This window comes from Virgibacillus sediminis (assembly GCF_042643265.1).
In the GTDB taxonomy this organism is placed as follows: Bacteria; Bacillota; Bacilli; order Bacillales; family Amphibacillaceae; genus Virgibacillus_O; species Virgibacillus_O sediminis.
On record NZ_JBHRRZ010000040.1, the window covers coordinates 83,601 to 106,551 of the forward strand.

The window sequence follows — 22,951 nt, forward strand, 5'->3', positions numbered from 1 at the left end:
AGACTTCCTCCTTATTCAAACAAATCTTCTTCATTGTCGGAATAAGTCTCATCCACTTCCTGTTCTGCTGCTTCTGAGTCTGTTAAGAGGCCTTCTTCCCTTGCTTCTGTTTCACTTTTGATATCAATCTTCCAGCCTGTTAACTTTGCGGCGAGCCTAGCATTCTGACCCCGTTTCCCTATTGCAAGGGATAGTTGATAATCAGGCACAATAACTGTGGTGGCTTTCTCTTCTTCATCCACCAGCACTTCGACTACCTTGGACGGACTCAGGGCATTGGAGACATATACCACTGGATCTTCAGACCATTCCACGACATCGATTTTTTCACCTTTCAATTCATCGACGATAGCCTGTACCCGCTGTCCACGCTGCCCAACACATGAGCCGACCGGATCTATGTCTGGATCAGGGGCATGGACAGAGATCTTGGAGCGGTCTCCAGCCTCCCGGGAAACAGACTTAATTTCCACTATTCCATCATAAATTTCCGGTACTTCCATTTCAAATAAACGCTTCAGTAGGCCGGGATGGGATCTGGAAATGTAAATCTGGGGACCTTTACTGGTATTTTCAACTTTGGTTACATACACTTTAATGCGATCATGTATATTGTATTCCTCTGTAGGCATCTGCTCTGCTTCGGCAAGTTTCGCTTCAATCTTTCCGAGGTTGACGTATACAAAACGAGGATCTTTTCTTTGAATAATCCCTGTCATTACATCGTCTTCCCGGTCGGAGTATTCACTGAAGATGACACCGCGTTCTGCCTCCCGTACACGCTGGGTTACCACTTGCTTTGCAGCCTGGGCAGCGATACGCCCGAAATCTTTCGGGGTTACTTCTACTTCAATGATATCATCCACTTCATAATTCGGTTCAATCTTCTTAGCCTCTTCCAAGGAAATTTCAAGCTGATGATCCTCCACATCTTCTACTACAGTCTTTCTTGAGTAAACAGCCATTTTACCTGACTCCTCATCAAGTTCGACCCTGACATTTCCCGCAGACTTGAAATTTTTCTTGTATGCAGAGATAAGTGCAGCTTCCAATGCCTCCATGAGCACTTCTTTATCAATACCTTTTTCTTTCGCTAAATAATCAATCGCATCAAACAACTGACTGCTCACTTTTATTTTCCCCCTTTAAAACGTAACAGCAAGCCTTGCTTTTGCTATCTTATCAAATGGTATCTCCACCGTGGACTTCCTTGTTTTCACCTTATATTCAACCGTTGCTACATCTCCAGTGAAGCTGGTTAGAATTCCTTCATACTCTTTGTTACCGTCTATCGGCTCATACAGCTTCACGAAAATATTGCTGTCTATATTAGCAGCAAAGTCTTCCTTTGTTTTCAACGGCCTCTCAACACCGGGGGAAGACACTTCAAGGAAATATGCTTCCTTGATTGGATCAGCTTCATCGAGCTTATTGCTTAGTTCTTCGGAAACTTCTCCGCATTCTGCGATGTCGACCCCTCCGGCTTTATCGATATAAACACGGAGAAACCAATTCTTGCCTTCTTTTACGTATTCTATATCAACCAGATCCAAGTTCCTCTCTTCCAGAATGGGTTGGATCAAGTCTTCGGTTGTATTAACTACTTGAGAACTCAATATATATCCTCCTTCATTTCAATATCATCAAATACTGTCCCAAACGATTGCTACCTTTCCGCCTTAACAATATAAAACCCCTGCCTGGAGATGTGGCAAGGGGGAAGGGTAACTCAAAGTCAGGTCGAAGTATGAAGAAAGAGTGGGTATCTGCCCACTCTTTAGCCGTTCGTATCATTACTTACCAAAAAATTATATCATAATGGTTTTCATGATGCAAGTTTGGGGAGTCCGATAATATTATAACCCGTCCACCTGTTTTTTAAACCAAGTCTGATAAGTTTCTATCTTCCGTGGTTGTGTTCCGGTGGTAGTAATTCTCAAGGGCTTTCTGCAGGGTTCCTCTTGCTTCTACTTTCTTGCTGAAATCCATGTCCACTTCTTGAATGCTCGTAACCACTTCAGGTCTCAGCCCCGTAACGATAGCTTTGCATCCCATCATGGAAAGACCATCCAGAAGTTTTAGGAAATGCTGGGTTGCTTCTACATCCATCTCCGCTATACCGGAAAGGTCCATAATAAGTGTTTCTACCCGCATCTTCCCTACCTCTACCAGCACTTTTTCTTCAATGATAGTAGCACGGTAGGAATCGATGGTTCCTATTAACGGCAGAATGCTTACAGAAGAAGATATGGGAATGATTGGAACAGACAAATTTTCTACCAACTGTCGCTGGGATTCAATCAGCTCGTCCTTATATCTGGAGTAATGGATGAAAAAACTTCTAAAGAATTCATCCATCAATGAGTTTACTTTATACTCCATATCATAAAATTGTTCACTGTTGAACCTATTCCCCTCTTCCTGATCGAACTTGGCAAGGAAATGCCATAGAGTTCTTCGAATGGTCTGCACCCATTCAAGCTTGAAAGCGATAGTCAATTGATTCTTTGCCCAGGCGATTCCTTCCTGTTTTCCAAAGTCGACCACTTCTTGATGCTTCTGTTCGACTATGTACAGGACCAGTTTATGTGCGTTTTCAATGAGATTGATATTGCCAACCAACTTGATTTCTTCAATCTTATCCCGTACATTAACCGCCTCGGACAACAACCTGTTTTCAAAATCCTGCCTATTCTCCTGTATAAATTCCTTAACACCCTTATCATCAAAATTGTTTCCCACGATAGCCACATCCTTCAGCATGTTTTTCTATTATGGACTCTCCGTAGCCCGTAAGTTCTATATATAATCGCATGAAGTATTATAGCATACTCAACCTTGCTACCTTAACAGAAAGGACTTAACACCCATCTGGTAAAGCTAAGCAAGAGTCCCTCATATCAGAAGAGAGATAATTGGTTCTTTTCCGCCATTCCTTCCAGGCAGCCATGATTATCAAGATACTCCAGTACCGTCTTAGATATCCTGCTTCGTTCACGAAGGTCTTCTTTAGATAGAAACTCCCCTTCTTCCCTGGCTTTCACTATATTGAGAGCAGCATTGGTTCCCAGCCCTTCTACTGCGTTGAATGGAGGGATCAATTGATTATCTTCTACGATAAATTCAGTGGCACTGGATTTATACAAGTCGACTTTACTGAAAGAATATCCCCGTTCAGCCATTTCTAAGCTGACTTCAAGAACAGTCAGCAGACTCTTTTCTTTTGGAGAAGCATCATTTCCTTTGGCCATAATTTCTTCGATGCGTTTTCTGATTGCTTCCGAGCCCTTCACCATGGTATCCAATTCAAAGTCGCCAGCCCTGACAGTAAAGTAAGCTGCATAAAAGAGTATTGGATGATGCACTTTGAAATAGGCAATACGCACTGCCATCAATACATATGCCGCAGCATGGGCTTTCGGGAACATATACTTGATTTTCTTACAGGATTCAATATACCAGTCAGGCACACCATTGTTTTTCATCTCTGTAATCCACTCATCCTGAAGGCCTTTCCCTTTACGGACAAATTCCATGATTTTAAAGGCAAGCGATGCTTCCAGCCCTTTATGCATGAGATAGACCATGATATCATCACGGCAGCCGATAACATCTGGCAACTCACATATCCCATCATTAATCAGGTCCTGTGCATTCCCCAGCCATACATCTGTGCCGTGGGAAAGCCCTGAGATAATAACCAGTTCGGCAAATGTGGATGGTTTGGTATCTTCAAGCATCTGCCGCACAAAACGGGTTCCGAACTCCGGCACACCAAGTGTACCGGTCTTACAGTTGATCTGCTCTGGACTTACACCAAGCGATTCGGTGCCCGAGAAAATCTTCATCACTTCGGGGTCATCTATCGGTATGGTCTTCGGGTCAATTCCACTAAGATCCTGAAGCATACGTATAACCGTTGGATCATCGTGCCCCAGGATATCCAATTTCAGAAGGTTATCATGAATGGAATGGAAGTCGAAGTGGGTGGTCCTCCACTCACTGTTCCGATCATCGGCAGGATACTGAATTGGTGTGAAATCAAAAATTTCCTTATCATCAGGAACAACAATAATACCACCGGGATGCTGCCCAGTAGTCCTTTTCACGCCAGTACAGCCCTGGACAAGACGGTCAACCTCAGCATTCTTGTAGACAAGCTGGTTATCGGATGCATAGCCCTTTACATAACCATAGGCCGTTTTCTCAGCAATAGTGCCAATAGTACCTGCACGGTATACATTGTCAACACCAAACAGTTCCTTGGTATAGTTATGGGCTGTCGGCTGATATGCGCCTGAGAAATTCAAATCAATATCCGGAACCTTATCTCCTTTGAAACCAAGGAATGTTTCAAAAGGGATGTCCTGGCCATCTTTTGTTAGTTCCTCTCCACATTCCGGACAGGTCTTATCAGGAAGGTCATAGCCGCTTCCTACAGAGCCGTCCGTAATAAATTCATTATAATGACACTCCATACAGACATAATGAGGAGGAAGGGGGTTTACTTCCGATATCTCTGTCATGGTAGCGACAAAGGAAGACCCTACTGACCCCCGGGAACCAACCAGGTATCCATCATCCAAGGATTTTTTCACTAGTTTCTGGGAAATTAGATAGATAACCGCAAATCCGTTTCCGATAATACTTTCCAATTCTTTTTCAAGCCTATCCACTACAATTTTTGGTACATCCTGGCCATATATTGCTTTGGCCCGGTTGTAACAAAGATCTCTGATTTCCTGCTCTGCACCTTCAATTGTAGGTGTATATAATCCATCCTTCACTGGTGAAATTTCATCAATTTCATCAGCCATTGCATTCGTATTATCAATAACGATCTCCCTCGCCTTTTCTTCCCCAAGGAAATGGAAGCATTCAAGCATCTCACCGGTTGTACGGAAAGGAGTGTCGGGCAGAGTCTGACGGTTCAACGGATTGCCGGCCTGTGAACTAATCAGAATCTGCCGGTACATTTTGTCGTGATCCTCAATATAATGAACATTTCCGGTAGCAACCACTTTCTTGTTCAACCGACTGCCCATGTCCACCAGTTTGGACAGGATGTCTAATATTTGAGCCTCGTTTTGCACTAAGTCTTTTTCTATCAGATGAGTATAATTGGAAGGCGGCTGTATTTCTATATAATCATAAAACTCGGCCACCTTTTCAGCTTCTTCCGCGGACTTCTGCATCATGGTTTCAAAAACTTCACCCTTATCACAGCCCGATCCAACAAGAATGCCTTCCCTGAATTTCTGCAGCAGGGAACGCGGCACACGTGGGACACGATAGAAATAATCGATATGGGCATGGGAAACAAGCTTATAAATATTCTTAAGTCCTTCTTGTGTTCTTGCAAGCAGTATACAGTGGTATGGCCGGGAACGTTGGTATGCATTCCCTTCCCCCATATGGTCATTCAGCTGCTTATGATTCAATATATCTCTGTTAAGCAGCCGTTGAACTAGCTTCCATAACAGATAACCAGTCGCTTCAGCATCATAAATTGCCCTGTGATGCTGGGTCAATTCAATATCCAAGTGCTTACAAAGGGTGTTCAGCCGGTGGTTTTTCAGCTCCGGAAACAGGAATCTTGCCAATTCCAACGTATCAATAACTGGATTTGCAGCCTTGTCATAATCAATCCGTTTAAACCCTTGATTGAGGAATCCCATATCGAAACTTGCATTATGAGCTACAAGAATGTCATTGCCCATCCATTCATGGAATTCTTTCAATACCTGCTCGACTTCTGGAGCATCCCTTACCATATCATCTGTAATACCTGTCAGGTCGATGGTCGTCTGGGAAAGCGGATGATGCGGGTTGGCAAAGGATTCAAACCGGTCGACAATTTCCCCATCATGCACTTTAACAGCTGCCAGCTCTATAATGGTGTCATACACAGCAGAGAGTCCGGTAGTCTCCACGTCAAAAACTACATAAGTCTCTGATGCCAGATTCCGGTCTTGCTCATTATAAGCAATCGGAACACCATCATCCACCAGATTGGCTTCCACCCCATATAAAACCTTTATACCATTTTTCTCTCCAGCAGCATGTGCCTCTGGGTATGCCTGAACCCCGGCATGGTCGGTAATGGCAACTGCCTTATGGCCCCATTCAGCAGCCCTGGACACCAATGCACCGGGGGATACCACCGCATCCATCTGGCTCATCGTTGTATGAGCATGAAGCTCTACACGCTTATCGGCTTCTTCATCTTTTCGAGACTCTACCTTAACTTCGTGTATATCGTTTGCCATCATTGCCAGCTCATTAGTATACATATCTGTTTGAATGCTTCCTCTGGCTTTTATCCAGATCCCTTTTTTAACAGCATCAAACTTCTCGGCATCTTCCTCCCCTTTGGAGAACATCTTTATCTGAAGGGAATCCGTATAATCGGTAGCTTTTATAATCAAGAGGCTTCTTCCGGAACGCAGCTTGCGGACCTCTGCATCAAATATATAACCTTGGACGGTTACCCTGCGTTCCTCTTCTTGTATTTCTTCCATTTGTATAGCTTCGTCCTGAATTTTATATCCTAGCATAAGCGGCTTATCCTCAGGAGAAGACTTCTTCTTATCACGTTTTTCTTTTTCCTGGACTGTCTTGAGCACGGCTTGCTGATCTTCCATGGCTTTTTGCTCTTTAAATTTAAGTATATCCGCTTCTTCCGTTTTAACGGAAACCTCCAGTGAATAGGAAGCCGCCCCAACCTTGCTGCAATACTGGCGGAAACTTTCTTCCAAACGCTTCTTAAGCGCATTGGCCTCTGCATCATTTCTGGCAGTTAACATAATTTTATTATTGTTAATAGAAGGTTTCTGCTGGTGGACAAGCTCTTTATAGGCCGGGGATAGATTGGTGAGTGATTGGATAAAGGTGCTCCAGTAACTACAAATGGTTTCTTCCCCGCAGCTTTTATCCTCCGCTTCAATTGTCAGGTCTATATTGGCCATTTGCTGAAACTCTTCTTTCAGCTTGCCGAAAAAGAGCTGATAAATATTCACAGGAAGCACCCGGGGCACATGAATATAAAAATGCCAAGCCTTTTTACTTTTATGAACTTCAAGCTTGTCCAAATAAGCCCCCTCAAAGTAATCGCCTCTATATTCCAGTGGGATTTGCAATTGCTCCAATAATACATCCATTTTTTCTTTCTTTGAAATATCCATAATATCCCCTCCTGCATCAGCTGAGAAAAGCAGCTGTAATGATGGAAAACCCTTGCCAGTTATTAGACAAGGGTTTCTAAAAAGTCCTGCGTGTTATTTATGTTCTAGAGGAACAAACGCTGTATATCATTCCACGTAACAATGATCATCAATAACATAAGCAGAGCAAAACCAATAAAATGAAAAACACCTTCTTTTTCGGGTGCAATTGGCTTGCCCCGTATTGCTTCGAGCCCTACAAACATTAAACGTCCACCATCCAGTGCAGGCAGTGGCACCAAGTTAACCACACCTAGATTGACACTCAATATGGCCGTCCACATCAAAAAGTTCATAAAGCCGGTCTGGACCACTTGGTCGGTGGCATCATAAATGCCTACAGGGCCTGACAGCAGTTCAATGGAAACCTGGCCGGTTATAAGCATCATAAGGTTAGTCAAGATAGTTTGAGTAGTCTCAATGGTCTGTGTAAACCCATATTCAAATGTCCCCAGGAAAGACTTTTCGAAAGCTTGGTAGACACCTATCTGGCCGATTGGCTCTTGTCCCTCAATAGGCACTTCAGCCGGAACCACCGTCACTGTCTCTTGATTGCCGTCTCTTACAACTGTCATGGAAAGCTCCCGACCCGGATTTTCCCTAACGATTGAAGTGAACTCCTCCCAGGTGGAGACAGAATTTCCTTCAATTTCAACGACCTCATCTCCAGGCTGGAATCCTGCCTCTTCTGCCGGGCTATCCGGCTGTACTTCGCTCATTTTCGCTTCTTCTACTGGTATTCCCTGTACAAGTCCTATAGCTATAAACAGCAGAATCGCCAGTAAAAAGTTCATCATGGGGCCGGCGAACAACTGCATTGCCCGTTGTCCTGCTGTCTTGGAGGCAAACTGGCGGTCATATGGAGCTATCTGTGTTTCGCGCTCGTCCATGACAAAGAAAGCCTTAGGATCTACATCAAATCGGAGCTTCTGATCCTCTTCATCAATTTCGTATCCTTCTATGACCAGTTCGTGATCCAAGTCCACTCTTTCTACTTCCATCGGCCTGGCATTAGGATGTTTGGATTTATTGTTAACAATGATTTTTTCTACATTCCCCGCCTCATTGAACTCCAACCCAATGTGATGACCCGGCTTGAGGTCTATTATTTCCGGATCTTCTCCCGCTACACGCACATACCCGCCAGCAGGAATCAAACGAATGGTATATAATGTTTCATTCCTGGTAAAGGAAAAGACCTTTGGACCAAAACCGATGGCAAACTCACGCGCAAGCATTCCGGCACGCTTCGCAAAAATTAAATGCCCCCACTCGTGGACAAAAACAAGCAGGCCAAACATAAGTATAAAAGCAATAACTGTCGTCAATTGGTACACCTCCCTGAGGGTATATGGCCGGTAATCCGAAACCCATATCCAACAAACTCTTGACTCCTATGAAAATTCCCAGCCCGCCTTATTGAATAAAATTAATGAAATGCAGTAGAGGAAGTACAAAGAGCAGACTGTCAAACCTGTCCAATATCCCTCCATGGCCGGGTAAAATCTTTCCGGAATCTTTGACACCGTAATGGCGTTTAAAAGCTGATTCGACTAAGTCCCCGACTTGACCGAATATAGATGCAAGTATGGTTGCCCCCAATACAACAGCCATGGAAAAAGAGAATGGGTGGATCAGCTGAAAGAAAACAGCTACTATACATGCCAGCAATATCCCGCCCAGGGCCCCTTCCACTGTTTTATTTGGACTGATTTTCGGCCACAGCTTCCGTCTGCCAAACTTTCTGCCAAACAAGTACGCTCCGGTATCTGTTGCCCAAATGATAAATAAGGCAAATAGCAGATAATCCAATCCAGCTTTTTGTGTTTCAATAAAAAACAGAAAGCCGGTTCCTACGTATAGGACGGACAAAAGAATAAAGCCTGCGTCATCAAAAGTAAATTTATTTTTCACCAACACTGTATAGGATAGCAGCAACAGAACAAACAGCATAATGATCTCCGTCTGAGTCAGCCAAGCTGTCCCGCTCCAATAAGGGAACAATATCATCCATAATAGCCCTGCCGCCAGAACAAATGGCAGCGAAACCAAGTTGATTTGGTGCATTCTCATTAACTCCGCCAACCCAATGGTGGCTAAAATGTATACAAAGGTGACAAATGGCCAGCCTCCAAAGATGACGAATGGCAGCAGGATCAGTATTGCCACTATTGCTGTGATTGTGCGCTGTTTCATAAACCTTTCATCACCTTAAATACCTCCATATCGCCTTTTCCGCTGCTGATAGTCACCGAGAGCCTGATTGAATATACCTTCATCGAAATCCGGCCAATAAGTCTCAGTAAACCATAATTCTGTATAGGCCAGCTGCCAGAGCAGAAAATTGCTCAGCCGCTGTTCACCGCTTGTTCGGATCAACAGGTCCGGGTCGGTGAGACCCTGTGTAAACAGATAGTTTGCAAACGTTTCTTCATTAATTGAGTCAATGGACAGTGTGGAACAATCAAGGTCGGCCATCATCTGCTTGACTGCCTGCATGATTTCAAATCTACCACCGTAATTCAACGCAAAGTTTAATAACAATCCATCGTTATTTTTTGTTTTATCCTTGGCATATGTAACGGCTTCCTGCGTATGTGCCGGCAGCGCCTGAATATCTCCAATGGTTTCTACACGTACATTATTATCCATTAAGTCCGGCAGATAGACATGAAGAAATTCCTTTGGCAGTTTCATAAGAAATTCTATTTCTGAAGCTGGCCTTTTCCAGTTCTCCGTAGAAAAAGCATACAAGGTAAGTACTTTTACGTGCGACTGAGCGGCCGCCCTGACCACTCTATTTACCGCTTTAACACCTTCCCGGTGCCCCGCGATGCGCGGAAGTCCTCTCTTCTTTGCCCAACGGCCGTTTCCGTCCATGATGATGGCAACATGCTCCGGCATGTTCTCCGGGTCTTGTTCATCATTCTGTTCGGTTTGTTTTTTCTTAAAAAAAGGAAGTTTCATTGACATGTTTTGTCCTCCGAATGCTGTTGATTATCCATATGCAATCCTTCAGCCTTTTATCCCGAGAAGAGGAAAAGGGGCCCGGGGATTGGATGAATCACCATTATATCATTAAAACCCTAACTAATTATATCTATTTTCATAGAAGAATACAAAGTGATTTTTCATGAATGAGTTTGTAATACAGAAGAAGTTGGCATCACTGATATTCTGAAGGGAGTATGCTTTGAAGTTCGGAAAGAAATTAAAAGCCCCCTTAGTAACAAGAGGGCTATTAATAACTTATTGCAAGTCAATATGTTTTATACTTCCAGAATCTCTTTTTCTTTGTCTTTTGCAAGCTGGTCGACTTTGGCAATATGGTTATCCGTTTCTTTCTGCACTTTGTCCTGGGATCCTCTTAATTCATCTTCAGTAAGTTCCCCATTCTTTTCCGCCTTCTTCAATTGGTCATTGGCATCGCGGCGGACGTTTCTAACCTGCACACGGGATTCTTCTGCATATTTGCCGACAACCTTCACCAAATCTCTGCGCCGTTCTTCCGTCAGGGCTGGTATGTTGATACGGATGACATTTCCATCATTATTCGGAGAAAGTCCCAAATCTGCTTTTTGAATTGCTCTTTCAACTTCAGGCAGTGCAGATTTGTCATACGGTGTGATCATCAAAAGCCTTGCCTCCGGAGCAGAGATGCTGGCCAATTGATTGAGTGGAGTGGAAGCACCGTAATAATCCACATAGACACTATCCAAAATGCTTGGATTGGCTCTGCCCGCTCTTACAGTAGCCAGGTTTCTGGAGAAGGCTTGGACTGCCTGCTCCATTTTTTCACGTGCTTGTTTTATGATTGCTTCTGACATGACTATTTCCCCCTTATAGTAGTTCCGATTGATTCGCCTTCGACGACCCTTTTGATATTACCCTCTTCAGTAATAGAGAATACCACCAATGGGATATCGTTGTCCATGCATAACGAGGATGCAGTGGAATCCATGACACCCAGTCCTTCATTAAGCATTTCCATATAGGAAAGATTATCATATTTCTCCGCATTTTTATTAACTTGCGGATCATCGGTATAAACACCATCCACATTGTTCTTCGCCATCAGAATTACTTCCGCTTCGATTTCGGCTGCTCTCAGTGCAGCTGTCGTGTCCGTAGAGAAGAATGGATTTCCTGTTCCTGCTGCAAATATCACCACACGCTTTTTCTGTAGGTGGCGAATTGCTTTTCTTCTTATGTAAGGTTCTGCCACCTGCCGCATCTCAATGGATGATTGGACACGGGTCTCCACGCCCATGTTTTCGAGCCCATCCTGTAATGCAAGAGAATTCATTACTGTTGCCAGCATTCCCATATAATCAGCAGTTGCACGGTCCATACCCATTTCGCTGCCGACTTTTCCGCGCCAAATGTTGCCCGCACCGACAACAATTGCTATCTCAACCCCCATCTCGGCAACTTCTTTCACCTGATTCGCTACAGATTGGATGATTTTTGGTTCAATGCCATATCCTTGCTCACCACTGAGGGCCTCCCCACTTAGTTTAAGCACAATTCTACGGTAACGAGCTGTTGTCATAGTAACCTCCATGGAAATGATATTAATATACTGACTGTCGATTAAAATAAACCAGGAAATTTAGAAAATTAGCTGGTTATGGACAAATAGGGAACATTAAATGTCCCCTATTCCCTGTTTTATTTACTTTTTGATTTGGCTCATCACTTCATCAGCGAAGTTTTCTTCACGTTTTTCCATTCCTTCTCCTACTTCATAACGGATAAAGGACTTAACGGAAGCGCCTTTGTCTTCTACGTACTTTTTCACTTTCTGATCCGGATCTTTAACGAAGTCCTGTTCAAGCAGCACAATACCTTCAAAGAATTTGCCTAGACGGCCTTCCACCATTTTCTCCACAATCTTCTCTGGTTTGCCTTCGTTCAGCGCCTGTGTCTTGAGAACTTCACGCTCACGGTTTACTTCCTCTTCAGCAACCTCGTCACGAGATACGTAGCTAGGGTTTACTGCTGCTATGTGCATAGCAACATCCTTGGCAACTTCCTCGTCCTGTGTTCCTTCAAGCAATGTCAGAACACCAATGCGGCCGCCAGCATGAAGATACGCGCCGAAAGCATCATTATCTGTTTTGTTCACTAATGCAAAGCGGCGGAGGGAGATTTTCTCACCGATTTTAGAAATTACAGCATTTAGATGAGCTTCCAGTGTTTCGCCTTCGCCATGCAATTTTTGCTGAAGTGCTTCTTCCACAGTTTCCGGCTTTTGAGAAAGGATATGCTTACCCAGTTCAGGCAGAAGCTGCTGGAATTGATCGTTTTTCGTTACAAAGTCAGTTTCACAGTTCACTTCAATGATAACGGCAGTATTGTTGTCTACTTCAATGTGTGCAGAACCTTCTGCAGCAATGCGATCCGCTTTTTTGGCAGCCTTGGAGATGCCTTTCTCACGAAGATAGTCAATTGCTTTGTCGATGTCACCATCTGTTTCCTGAAGAGCTTTTTTGCAGTCCATCATACCTGCCCCAGTTTTTTCACGCAGTTCTTTAACCAATTTGGCTGTGATTGCCATATGAATTCCTCCTTATATAATTGTTAAAAAAGGGTGATAAAAGGCTCTTATCCTCTTATCACCCTCACCTTTTACAAGAATTATGCTTCAGTTGATTCTGCTTCAGCCTTCTGATCGGCTTCCGCAGCTTCTGGTGCTTCAGTTGTTTCCACTTCAGCTGTTTCTTCGCCTTGCTTCACTTCCAGTACTGCATCAGCAATTTTGGAAGTAAGAAGTTTAACGGCACGGATAGCATCATCATTAGATGGAATTACATAGTCAATTTCATCCGGGTCACAGTTAGTATCAACCATGCCGATGATTGGGATGTTCAATTTATGAGCTTCAGCGATCGCAATACGCTCTTTGCGAGGATCAATAACGAACAATGCATCTGGAAGCTTGTTCATTTCCTTGATTCCGCCCAAGAACTTAACGAGGCGATCTTTCTCTTTTAACAGGTTAACAACTTCTTTTTTCGGAAGCACTTCAAATGTGCCGTCCTCTTCCATTTTTTCAATGTCCTTCAAACGATTGATACGCTTGCGGATAGTTTGGAAGTTAGTCAATGTACCTCCCAACCAGCGTTGGTTGATATAGTACATTCCCGCACGGGTAGCTTCGTCACGAACAGACTCCTGTGCTTGTTTTTTTGTACCTACGAAAAGGATGGTACCGCCATTGGCTGCCAGTTCCTTTACATAGTTATAAGCTTCATCAACCTTTTTCACTGTCTTTTGCAGGTCGATGATGTAGATGCCGTTACGCTCTGTGAAGATATATTTTTTCATCTTCGGATTCCAACGGCGTGTCTGGTGTCCAAAGTGTACACCAGCTTCCAACAATTGCTTCATGGATATTGCTGCCATAAATAAATTCCTCCTAAATGGTTTTTTTCCTCCGTCCAGATCATCTTTGCACAAAGACCACTTTAGAAAGCGGCACCCGATATACAAATAACTGGACGTGTGTATTTTTTTGCCCGTCCATATTTCTCGACATGAACAAAGCATTTACACCAAAAGTTAATATATCATACCGGCTTTGCTTATTCAAGTAAAAAATGGATGAATTTCAGGAACAGTTGAAAATCCCCTCTACTTCTAGCATTCCACTACAGAAACATACCATTCTCCAGTTCAGGAATGCAACTTTATCACCAATTCTGCCTCTGTCTTCCCACAGTCCAGCTGCTGAGCTATTTCTTCGGCATTATACCCTTGCTTGTGCAACAGCAGAATTCTGGACTGCAAGGATGTTTCTGTTTTCTCTTCCATCACACGATCAGTAACACCGTTCGTATCTTCTTGCACTTCTTCCTCATGATTTGTTCCAGAATGGGTGCCCTGGTATAGTTCCCTTTTATCCAGCTCCATTTCCAGCCGCTGGTTTTCTTCTCTGATTTGCTGCAAATAACTGTCAAGTAAATTTGAAATGTCTTCTGTATTAACCGCTTCTGCCTCTTTCAAACGTTTAAACAATTGATAAATTGCAAATAAGGTTACTGCATGAATCATAAAACTTAGGATCAATAATAGTGAGAACATAGATACTCCTTAATCTAATACATTAATTTTTTCGAGAGTGGTTTTCAATTTGAATACAGCTTTTTTATGAATTTGTGAGATACGTGATGTTGTTAAGCCAAGAACATTGCCTATTTCCGTAAAGGTCAGCTCCTCATGATAAAATAGGCTTATTACCAGTTGCTCTTTCTCATTAAGGGACCTTATTCCTTCCGCGAGTTCTGTCTTCCACTCATTCATTAGAAGCTGTTCCTGTGGCCGCCCCGCTTCATTGTCCGCAATCGTATATCCAATCCCTTCCTTCATCTCCTGTCCCCCGTTATGAGATTTATCTTCAAGAGAAAACACATGAGCAAACAGCGCATCCTTTGTAATACTCTCTACTTCCGTTGCTGTCATTCCCGCCCGTCCTGCAATCTCTTCAGAAGTAGGGGCGCGCTGATATCTTTGTTCCAATTCATTACTGTACTGCTCAATTTTTTTCGCTTTTTCCCTCAATGACCGGGGAAGCCAGTCTTCCTTTCTCAGCCCATCCATAATCGCCCCACGAATACGGAATGAAGCGTATGTGTCGAATTTCAAATTGCGATCCAGTTCGAATTTTTGCAGTGCATCATATAGGCCGGCCATTCCAAAGCTGGTAATATCATTTCTGTCAACATTACCAGGCAGGTGGCTTGCGATCCTTTCTACATGGAAGTTTACCAGATACATATAATTCTGTATCAAATCGTTGGCTGCCTGCTCGTCTGCCCTGTTTACCCATGCATCCCATAGTTTCTGTTCGTTGGAAGAGTCATTCATTTTCATCCCTTTGCTCCTTTTGCTCTCCATATTACCGTTTTCATATAATTGTGATCATCTTATTTACTGTTCTAATTTTCAACTCACGCGTAGCCGGATTGAATTCTATTGTCCTTCCAGAATTCCCGCCAGTATCCGCTGCTATTATCGGTATACGATATTCCTGCAGCTTGCTGCGGACAGCTTGTACATTCCGTGGGCCAATACGCATAATTTCAGACTCTGAAGCCATTTGAAACATCTGTGCCCCTCCAGCCAGCTTAGCCTGTAAAAAATGTTTTCTGGCCCCTGCTTCGATTAACCTGTCTATCAGTTCAGGAATCGCGGTATCGGCATATTTATGTGCATTTACTTCTGTCTGCCGTGCTAAATAGGAATCAGGCAAGAGAATATGTGCCAGTCCAGCTAATTTTTTGGAACTGTCATAGAGGATGACCCCTACACACGAGCCTAATCCAGTGGTGCTGATAAGATCGGGAGCTGCTACTGTCTTTAAATCGGCAATTCCGACTTTAACGACTTTTCCACATTCATTCATTTTGTTCGAGTCCCAGGGAAGTAAAAATGGTCGATAAAGATTCTGGATCAGGAAGCATGAGGAAATTGCCCTGTATCCCATCGCTGCCGCCTTCGTGTTGAATCTTTGTATCTATAATAATAGCGTGGTCAGCAAATGGAGACACCTGCATAAGGCCGACTGTCAATAGTGCCCCTGCCATATCTATTCCCAGATGAGGAACAGTTGGACGGAAAGCAAGTCCTGTAAATTCCGATAAGGCGGACAAATAGGTCCCTGTTATAATATTGGCAACTTCTTTAAGCGCCGAAGCATCCATCCCATTCTGCTGGTCTTGTTCAGCCAAGGCCGGGCCTGTCATACGGCGGGCCAGATTATCAGCTTCATCCATACCCAGAATTAAGTACACACTGCTTGGAGCATCTCCGCCAATCCGAAAAAATAGACTTGTTATCAATTCCTCGGGGCCGCCGATCAACTCCATCATTTCATCAAAACTTACAACATTTACAGAAGGAACTTCTATTTCTATTCTCTCTCCTAATAAAACAGATAATGCAGTAGCGGCATTCCCTGCACCAATGTTCCCAATCTCCTTTAGCACATCTTTTTGAACGGCGGTAAGATTGCTGTAGCTCATAAGATTACCCCTTCCACTTCCTTCAGGCCTTCCCGCTTCTGGCAATTCCTGCAGTCTAGTAATATCAGCAGCCTGTTCTCTTTTTTTCGAATCCCTTCTTCCTAGAGGAAGCCGGTCTTTCTAATATTTCCAGTGTATTTCCTTATCTTTACTCCCCTGGTCCAGATATGTAGAATCCTATATTTCTAACAATTCCCTCTATCTGATCCCAATCCATTTACCGAATTGTTCAGCATCCGCCCCATAAGATGGATGGGGACAATTTGATCCACGTAGCCTGCTCTTATAGCGCTACCTGGCATTCCATGTACTACTGCTGTTTCTTCTGATTCTGCGAGTATTATTGCCTGCTGATCTCTGCTTTTGATCAGTTTTATGCCTTCCGTCCCATCACCGCCCATCCCAGTTAACACTACAGCAATTTTTTTCACGTTTCTTAGTCTGGATACGGAATCAAATAGCACATCGGCTGAGGGCCTGTGGCCGGAGACAGCAGGACCAGCGGTTAATTGAATGGCTAACATGCGCCCGTTTGCTTTGACCCCCATATGAAGATCACCTGGTGCGAGGTAGACCGTCTTCTCTCGGATAATTTCTCCATGCTCCGCCTCTTTTACACAGTAAGCCGACCGCGAATGAAGCCTCCCTGCAAGAGATTTGGTAAATCCTTTCGGCATATGCTGGACGATTAAGATAGGGACAGTAAGTGGGTCTGGAAGATCTGCCAGCAGCCTCTCCAATGCCCTTGGCCCGCCGGTAGATGTTGCTATCACGACAATCATTCTCTCCTGCATCCTACTACCTCTCTGTCATTAATTGTTTTAGTTTGAAAAGGAATCTATTATTGCCGCCGATCGAGTTCAGTCTTCCCGAATTTTCCAAATAATTCGCTGCCAATTCTCGCATCGCTCTTGATACTGCTGCCCTGTCCCCAAACAGGGTATACGGTATCTGGCGGGAAACTGCCTTTGAAACTGTCGGGTCATCAGGAAGGATTCCCAGCGGTTTAATCTCTATAGCTAAAAATCGGGAGACGGCTTGTTTGAACCTTTCCATTGATTGTTCACCCTCTTTTTGGGAAGGGGCACGGTTCATGATCAAGTTGATCGGCATGCCCGGACGATTTTTTATAATATGTTTCACTACACTGTATCCATCGGTTATGGAGGTGGGTTCGGGAGTAGTTATTACCAGGCACTCATCTGATGCAAGAATAAAAAACATACTATCCCTTGTAATGCCTGCACTCATATCAAAGATAAAAAAATCATATTCCGGCAGCAGTTCACTGAACTGTTGGAAGAAGTAGTCTCTTTCAACCTCCCCCATTTCTATTAATTCGGCTATTCCTGATCCACCTGCAATATAAGAGAGGCCGTTGACTCCTGTTTCAATAATTTCCTTGATAGAAAGCCGCCTTTGAAACATATCTGCGATCGTATTCCTAGAATGCATGCCCATAAGGATATCAATATTTCCCATGCCGATATCCAGATCGAACAACAGCACCTTTTTACCATGCCTGATGAGTTCCAGGGAAAAGTTCAATGCTGTATTTGACTTTCCAACCCCTCCCTTACCGCTTATAACGGAGATTGTCCGGGCATGGGATGAGGAAGAGCTGTGATTCAATTGTCTTCTTAGCTTATGAGCTTGATCATGTCGCAAAATAATCACCTGTAACATACTGAAGTAGTTTATCGGATCCCATTTTTTCCAAATCCTCCGGTACCTCCTGGCCAGTTGCAGTGTAGGCAATACCTAAACGATGAATCAAGGCCGTATTTAACATACTGCCATATTGTGTCGTTTCATCCGTTTTCGTGAAAATTGCCTGCTTAATTGGTATTTGCTTGAATTGCTCCATAATTTCCATTATATCTTTCGGCTTTGCTGTTAGGGATAATACCAAATAATTATGCACTGTCACCGGTATCTCCATATAGGCTCGAAGTTCACTTACATACCTTCCATCCCGAAAATTCCTCCCGGCGGTATCAACGAGGATAAGGTCATAAGCCTCAAACTTCTTGATCGCCTGCTGATAATCTTCCAATGTATAGGCAACTTCCATAGGGATGTCCAGGATCCGGGCATACGTCTTCAATTGTTCGACGGCAGCAATTCGATAGGTGTCCGTAGTGATGAAAGCTACCCGTTTGTTATCCTCCAGGACGCATTTTGCTGCTATCTTGGCAAGCGTGGTAGTTTTACCGACACCCGTCGGCCCGACCAATTGTATGATCTTCTCATCGTAAGTGATGCCTTCAAACGGTAGGCTGTTCAGTTTCCCCTTAATTAATGACAAGGTATTACGCATGCATTGCTTGGTATCTTCTTCTCCTTCCGGTTCTCCATACGTTTCTATTGTTTCTTCTACGATACTTCTCGCTAATTCTTGATCAACCTCCTGTTGGATGAGGTGACGATAGACTTCCTGATAGGATGTACTGTATTCCTGAAGGGAACTACTATGCTGTTCCATCAGTTTCCGCAAGTTCTTAATCTCTTTCATGATTTCCTGATCGGCCGCCATGCGTTGGTCGCCAAAGTTGCCAGATTTCTCAGCCGGCTCATTTACTTGGGGCTGCCATTTGTCTGCAACTGGCTCTTGATTAACTGGTGGATCCAAGGCCGCAATCACTTCAATGTTCGTCTTTTTGAACAACCCGAGGATTCCTCCGCTCTGGATCTCTTTGGATTGCAGTATAACCGCTTCCGTTCCAAGTTCTTTTCTTACCTTATTCATTGCTTCCGGCATAGTTGGTGCTACATATTTTTTTACCTTCATGCTACATTGACCACTCCCATACTCTTAACATCAACATCCGGCTCCAATTCGTTATAGGATAATATAACTACCTGTGGCAGGAATCTATCGACCAGCTGTTTTAGATACATACGGATTGCCGGAGAACAAAGGACAATAACCGTATCCTGATGGAGTGTCATCTTTTCAGCTTCTTCCTGTAAGGACCGAATGACATCCTGCTGGCTCCCCGGGTCCATTGGCAAATAATTTCCATGCTCTGTCTGCTGAATATTTTCAGCAATCATTTTTTCCACTTTCCCCGAGACTGTGATTACCTTAATAGACCGGTCTTCCTGTACAAACTGTTCAGTTATCTGTGAGGATAGGGCCTGGCGCGCATATTCCCCAAGCAGTTCGGTGTCGTTTGTTAGTTTAGAGAAGTCAGCAAGGGTTTCAAATATAACTGGCAGATTCCGTATGGACACATTTTCTTTTAGCAATTTAGCTAGAACTTTTTGTATGTCTCCGATTGAGAGCGGATCAGGTGTCACCTCTTCTGCAAGTATCGGATAATTTTCTTTCAAATGATCAACCAGCTGTTTTGTTTCCTGTCTGCCGATCAATCTGTGTGCATGACGTTTGATAACTTCTGTAATATGAGTAGAGACCACAGAAGGAGGATCGACAACCGTATAACCAGATAATTCAGCTTCATCCTTTATATCTTCTGTTATCCATTTTGCGGGCAGTCCAAACGCAGGCTCAACTGTGTCAATGCCGTCAACCGGATCGTCCTCCATGTCTGGACTCATAGCCAGGTAGTGATCTAACATCAGTTCCCCTTTAGCCACCTCATTGCCTTTGATCTTCAAACGATATTCATTGGGCTGTAACTGGATATTATCCCGGATCCGCACCACAGGAATAACAAGTCCCAGTTCAATGGCCAACTGTCTGCGTATCATAATAATGCGATCCAGCAGATCTCCGCCCTGATTGGCATCTGCCAAAGGAATAAGGGCATATCCAAATTCAAATTCAATGGGATCCATACTCAACAGATCCACGACGTTTTCCGGCGCCTTCATAGCAGCAGTCTCATCTGCAGCTTCTTCTTCTTCCGCCTGAACTTCAGAGACTTCAGGCGCTCGCTGGAGCATATAGCCACTAAAGCCTAGCACCGTTGCTATAATGGTAGTCAAAAAGAAATTAATCGGCGTTAATCCAAGCAGGAACACCGCCCCCGCTGCAATATACAAAAGCTTCGGAAATTGAGTTAGCTGCCGTGTCACATTATTACTGAGATTACCCTCACCGGCCGCCCTGGTTACGACAATACCCGTGGCTGTAGAGACCAGCAGTGCCGGAATTTGGCTTACCAAGCCATCCCCCACGGTAAGACGGACAAAAGTGTTGACTGCTTCTTGAAAAGGGATTCCCATCTGGACCATTCCAATAATCAATCCGAATAGGATGTTCATTAATACAATGATGATTCCGGCAATCGCATCCCCCTTCACGAATTTGCTGGCACCGTCCATGGATCCGTGGAAATCTGCTTCCCGTTCAATCTTTTCACGTCTCTCCTTGGCTTGCTTCTCTGAAATGAGGCCTGCATTCAAATCTGCATCCACACTCATTTGCTTCCCAGGCATAGCATCCAGTGAAAATCTTGCGGCAACTTCCGATACACGCTCGGACCCTTTGGTAATAACAAGGAAGTTTATAATTACCAAGATGACGAATACCACAAAACCCACAAGCGGGTTGTTCCCAATTACAAACGAACCAAATGTATCGATAACGCCGCCTGCCTGCGCCTCTGAAAGAATTGATCTTGTTGTCGAGACATTCAACCCAAGCCGGAACAAAGTCAACAACAATATGAGTGTAGGGAATACAGAAAACTGCAGTGGTTCATGGGTATTCATTGCAATCAAAATAACAATGAGGGATAAGGTGATATTTACCAGGATAAAGATACTGAGTATCCACCCAGGTAGTGGGATTACCAGCATAACGATAATTAAAATAACTCCAATTAATACAGATAAATCACTTGCTTTCATTAACAGTGCACCTCATTGCTAAACTTTTTTCTCTAAGCTGTAGACATACGCAAGCACCTCTGCGATGGCCTGATAAAAATCTTCGGGTATAAAATCACCAATTTCCAGGGAAGCGAACAAGGAACGTGCCAAAGGCTTATTTTCCACGGTAACTACATGATGATTTCTGGCTATTTCCTTTATTTTCAACGCGACTAGATCTGCCCCTTTTGCTACAACATAAGGAGCAGCGGCTTTCGATTCGTCGTATTTTATGGCTACAGCAAAGTGTGTTGGATTGGTAATGATGACATCCGCATTCGGCACTTCACTCATCATCCGTTGTGTGGCCATTTGACGCTGCTTTTCCTTAATTTTTGATTTAATGAGCGGGTCGCCTTCCACATTTTTATATTCATCTTTTACATCCTGTTTGGACATCCGCATATTCTTTTCATAATCATATCGTTGATAGGCATAGTCAAAAACAGAAAGAAGCAATAGTGCAGCAGCCGCCGCAAAGGCCATCAAGATGGTGACACGGGAAAAGAAAGCCAGTGCTCCTTCCGCATTATAGAATGCGGTCATCATCATGTCGTCTTTATAGATCCAAATCACCATAAACGTGATTGCACCGATAAACGTAATCTTTAATAGGGACTTCAGAAGCTCCACCAATGCTCTGATGGAAAAGATGCGTTTTGCCCCTTGGATGGGATCAATTTTCTTTAAATCCATTTTTAATGGTTTGGTGGTAAATAAAAAGCCGATCTGCATAAGATTGGAAGCAAAACCTGCAATAATGACGACAAGCATGAGCGGTGCCAGCATTTTTGCCGTATCCAGGGCAGCTCCAGAGAATATTTGATGCACACTATATTCTGTTACATCCCAATGAAGGGTTTCGGTAAAGGAATATTCAAAGGATTTCAACATATTTTCAAGGATGTAACCGCCGAAAACGAATAAAATAATGAAGGAAAACAATAGTAATATAGCAGTATTAACATCCTGACTTTTGGCGGTTTTACCTTTTTTTCTTTCGTCCTGCCTTTTTTTAGGGGTGGCTTTTTCCGTTTTCTCCCCAGCAAAGTATTGCAGATTCATCTTCAACATTAATTAAGCCCCCCGAACAGTTGCATTAGCCCACGCATCACATTAAACATATATCCAAACAAATTTTTCACCAAAACGATGTAGAGGCCCATAAAGAATATAAGCACGATGAAGCTTACACCTATTTTCAACGGTAATCCGACCACGAAGACGTTTAGCTGGGGCACCGTTCTTGCGACGATGCCAAGTGCCACATCCACAAGGAACAGACAGCCTACTATCGGGATGGAAATTTGGAATGCGATCAAGAACATCTGATTAAATGCATCAATGACAAACCCTACAATAGACTCACTCCCGATAGGAATAAAAGAAGTAACCGGGACAAACTGAAAACTATTAACCATTCCATCTATTAACAAATGGTGGCCATCGACCGATAATAAAAATAGAAGTGCAATAATATTAAAGTACTGGCCGGTGAGGGGGCTTTGGGCCCCTGTTTGAGGATCCATTACATTTGCAATGGCGAATCCCATCTGGAAATCAATAAAACCGCCCGCTATCTGCACCGCGGAGATTATGATGTAAGCCAGTAGGCCGATCAATAAGCCGATGGCAGCTTCCTTCATGATGAGAAGAAGGAAAGAACCGTCCATGCTAAGCGGCGGAGCATCTACCGTATAAAAAATGATATATGCCAGAAAAAAACTGATACCAATCTTGAAGTGAGCCGGTACGGTCCGGTATGAGAATAATGGAAGCGTAACAAAAAATGCTGCAACCCTTACGAGAATGAGCAGAAATACTGGGAAACTATTAATATCTATCATGTCTAGCATTTTC

General features: G+C 43.6%; 21 protein-coding genes. All 21 read right to left on the reverse strand.

Annotated elements, in window-relative coordinates; genetic code table 11:
* Nucleotides 1-11: 11 nt before the first annotated feature.
* Nucleotides 12-1,130 (reverse strand): transcription termination factor NusA, encoded by a 1,119-nt coding sequence (nusA, locus tag ACFODW_RS17260; protein ID WP_390308056.1) that lies wholly within the window; start codon nt 1,128-1,130, stop codon nt 12-14.
* 15 nt (nt 1,131-1,145) lie between these two features.
* Nucleotides 1,146-1,616, reverse strand: a complete 471-nt coding sequence (rimP, locus tag ACFODW_RS17265) for a ribosome maturation factor RimP (RefSeq protein WP_390308058.1) — start codon at nt 1,614-1,616, stop codon at nt 1,146-1,148.
* A 262-nt stretch (nt 1,617-1,878) separates the two neighbouring features.
* Nucleotides 1,879-2,742, reverse strand: coding sequence for an STAS domain-containing protein (locus ACFODW_RS17270; protein WP_390308060.1), 864 nt, complete (start codon nt 2,740-2,742; stop codon nt 1,879-1,881).
* A gap of 158 nt (nt 2,743-2,900) precedes the next feature.
* Entirely contained in the window at nt 2,901-7,184 is a 4,284-nt protein-coding gene (locus ACFODW_RS17275; RefSeq protein ID WP_390308061.1) for a PolC-type DNA polymerase III, read from the reverse strand.
* A 104-nt stretch (nt 7,185-7,288) separates the two neighbouring features.
* Nucleotides 7,289-8,551: an RIP metalloprotease RseP gene (gene rseP, locus ACFODW_RS17280; protein WP_390308063.1), complete on the reverse strand. Its 1,263-nt coding sequence runs from the start codon at nt 8,549-8,551 to the stop codon at nt 7,289-7,291.
* Between the two features lie 88 nt (nt 8,552-8,639).
* Nucleotides 8,640-9,419 (reverse strand): phosphatidate cytidylyltransferase, encoded by a 780-nt coding sequence (locus ACFODW_RS17285; RefSeq protein ID WP_390308065.1) that lies wholly within the window; start codon nt 9,417-9,419, stop codon nt 8,640-8,642.
* 15 nt (nt 9,420-9,434) lie between these two features.
* Entirely contained in the window at nt 9,435-10,196 is a 762-nt protein-coding gene (locus ACFODW_RS17290; protein WP_390308066.1) for an isoprenyl transferase, read from the reverse strand.
* A 296-nt stretch (nt 10,197-10,492) separates the two neighbouring features.
* Nucleotides 10,493-11,050, reverse strand: coding sequence for a ribosome recycling factor (frr, locus tag ACFODW_RS17295; protein WP_390308068.1), 558 nt, complete (start codon nt 11,048-11,050; stop codon nt 10,493-10,495).
* Nucleotides 11,051-11,052: 2 nt separating this feature from the next.
* Nucleotides 11,053-11,775: a UMP kinase gene (pyrH, locus tag ACFODW_RS17300; protein WP_390308070.1), complete on the reverse strand. Its 723-nt coding sequence runs from the start codon at nt 11,773-11,775 to the stop codon at nt 11,053-11,055.
* A 123-nt stretch (nt 11,776-11,898) separates the two neighbouring features.
* Complete coding sequence (tsf, locus tag ACFODW_RS17305) at nt 11,899-12,783, reverse strand: translation elongation factor Ts (RefSeq protein ID WP_390308071.1); 885 nt, start codon at nt 12,781-12,783, stop codon at nt 11,899-11,901.
* An 80-nt stretch (nt 12,784-12,863) separates the two neighbouring features.
* Nucleotides 12,864-13,631 carry a 30S ribosomal protein S2 gene (gene rpsB, locus ACFODW_RS17310; RefSeq protein WP_390308073.1) on the reverse strand — a complete coding sequence of 256 codons (768 nt, stop codon included), beginning with the start codon at nt 13,629-13,631 and terminating at the stop codon, nt 12,864-12,866.
* Nucleotides 13,632-13,901: 270 nt separating this feature from the next.
* A complete protein-coding gene (locus ACFODW_RS17315; RefSeq protein WP_390308075.1) occupies nt 13,902-14,309 on the reverse strand; it encodes a DUF6115 domain-containing protein in 408 nt (135 codons plus the stop codon).
* Between the two features lie 9 nt (nt 14,310-14,318).
* A complete protein-coding gene (locus ACFODW_RS17320) occupies nt 14,319-15,098 on the reverse strand; it encodes a FliA/WhiG family RNA polymerase sigma factor (protein ID WP_390308077.1) in 780 nt (259 codons plus the stop codon).
* A gap of 34 nt (nt 15,099-15,132) precedes the next feature.
* A complete protein-coding gene (locus tag ACFODW_RS17325) occupies nt 15,133-15,630 on the reverse strand; it encodes a chemotaxis protein CheD (protein ID WP_390308078.1) in 498 nt (165 codons plus the stop codon).
* Nucleotides 15,623-16,249 (reverse strand): chemotaxis protein CheC, encoded by a 627-nt coding sequence (locus tag ACFODW_RS17330; protein WP_390308080.1) that lies wholly within the window; start codon nt 16,247-16,249, stop codon nt 15,623-15,625. Before ACFODW_RS17330 ends, ACFODW_RS17325 begins: the two co-directional genes overlap by 8 nt.
* Nucleotides 16,250-16,434: 185 nt before the next feature.
* Nucleotides 16,435-17,043, reverse strand: coding sequence for a CheB methylesterase domain-containing protein (locus ACFODW_RS17335; RefSeq protein WP_390308082.1), 609 nt, complete (start codon nt 17,041-17,043; stop codon nt 16,435-16,437).
* A 4-nt stretch (nt 17,044-17,047) separates the two neighbouring features.
* A complete protein-coding gene (locus ACFODW_RS17340; RefSeq protein WP_390308084.1) occupies nt 17,048-17,917 on the reverse strand; it encodes a MinD/ParA family protein in 870 nt (289 codons plus the stop codon).
* Nucleotides 17,907-19,040: a flagellar biosynthesis protein FlhF gene (gene flhF / locus ACFODW_RS17345; RefSeq protein ID WP_390308085.1), complete on the reverse strand. Its 1,134-nt coding sequence runs from the start codon at nt 19,038-19,040 to the stop codon at nt 17,907-17,909. The genes ACFODW_RS17340 and flhF overlap by 11 nt, the downstream gene beginning before the upstream one ends.
* Entirely contained in the window at nt 19,037-21,070 is a 2,034-nt protein-coding gene (gene flhA / locus ACFODW_RS17350) for a flagellar biosynthesis protein FlhA (RefSeq protein WP_390308087.1), read from the reverse strand. Before flhA ends, flhF begins: the two co-directional genes overlap by 4 nt.
* Before the next feature lie 18 nt (nt 21,071-21,088).
* Nucleotides 21,089-22,165 (reverse strand): flagellar biosynthesis protein FlhB, encoded by a 1,077-nt coding sequence (gene flhB / locus ACFODW_RS17355; protein WP_390308088.1) that lies wholly within the window; start codon nt 22,163-22,165, stop codon nt 21,089-21,091.
* Nucleotides 22,165-22,947: a flagellar biosynthetic protein FliR gene (gene fliR, locus ACFODW_RS17360; RefSeq protein WP_390308090.1), complete on the reverse strand. Its 783-nt coding sequence runs from the start codon at nt 22,945-22,947 to the stop codon at nt 22,165-22,167. Before fliR ends, flhB begins: the two co-directional genes overlap by 1 nt.
* Nucleotides 22,948-22,951: the final 4 nt, after the last annotated feature.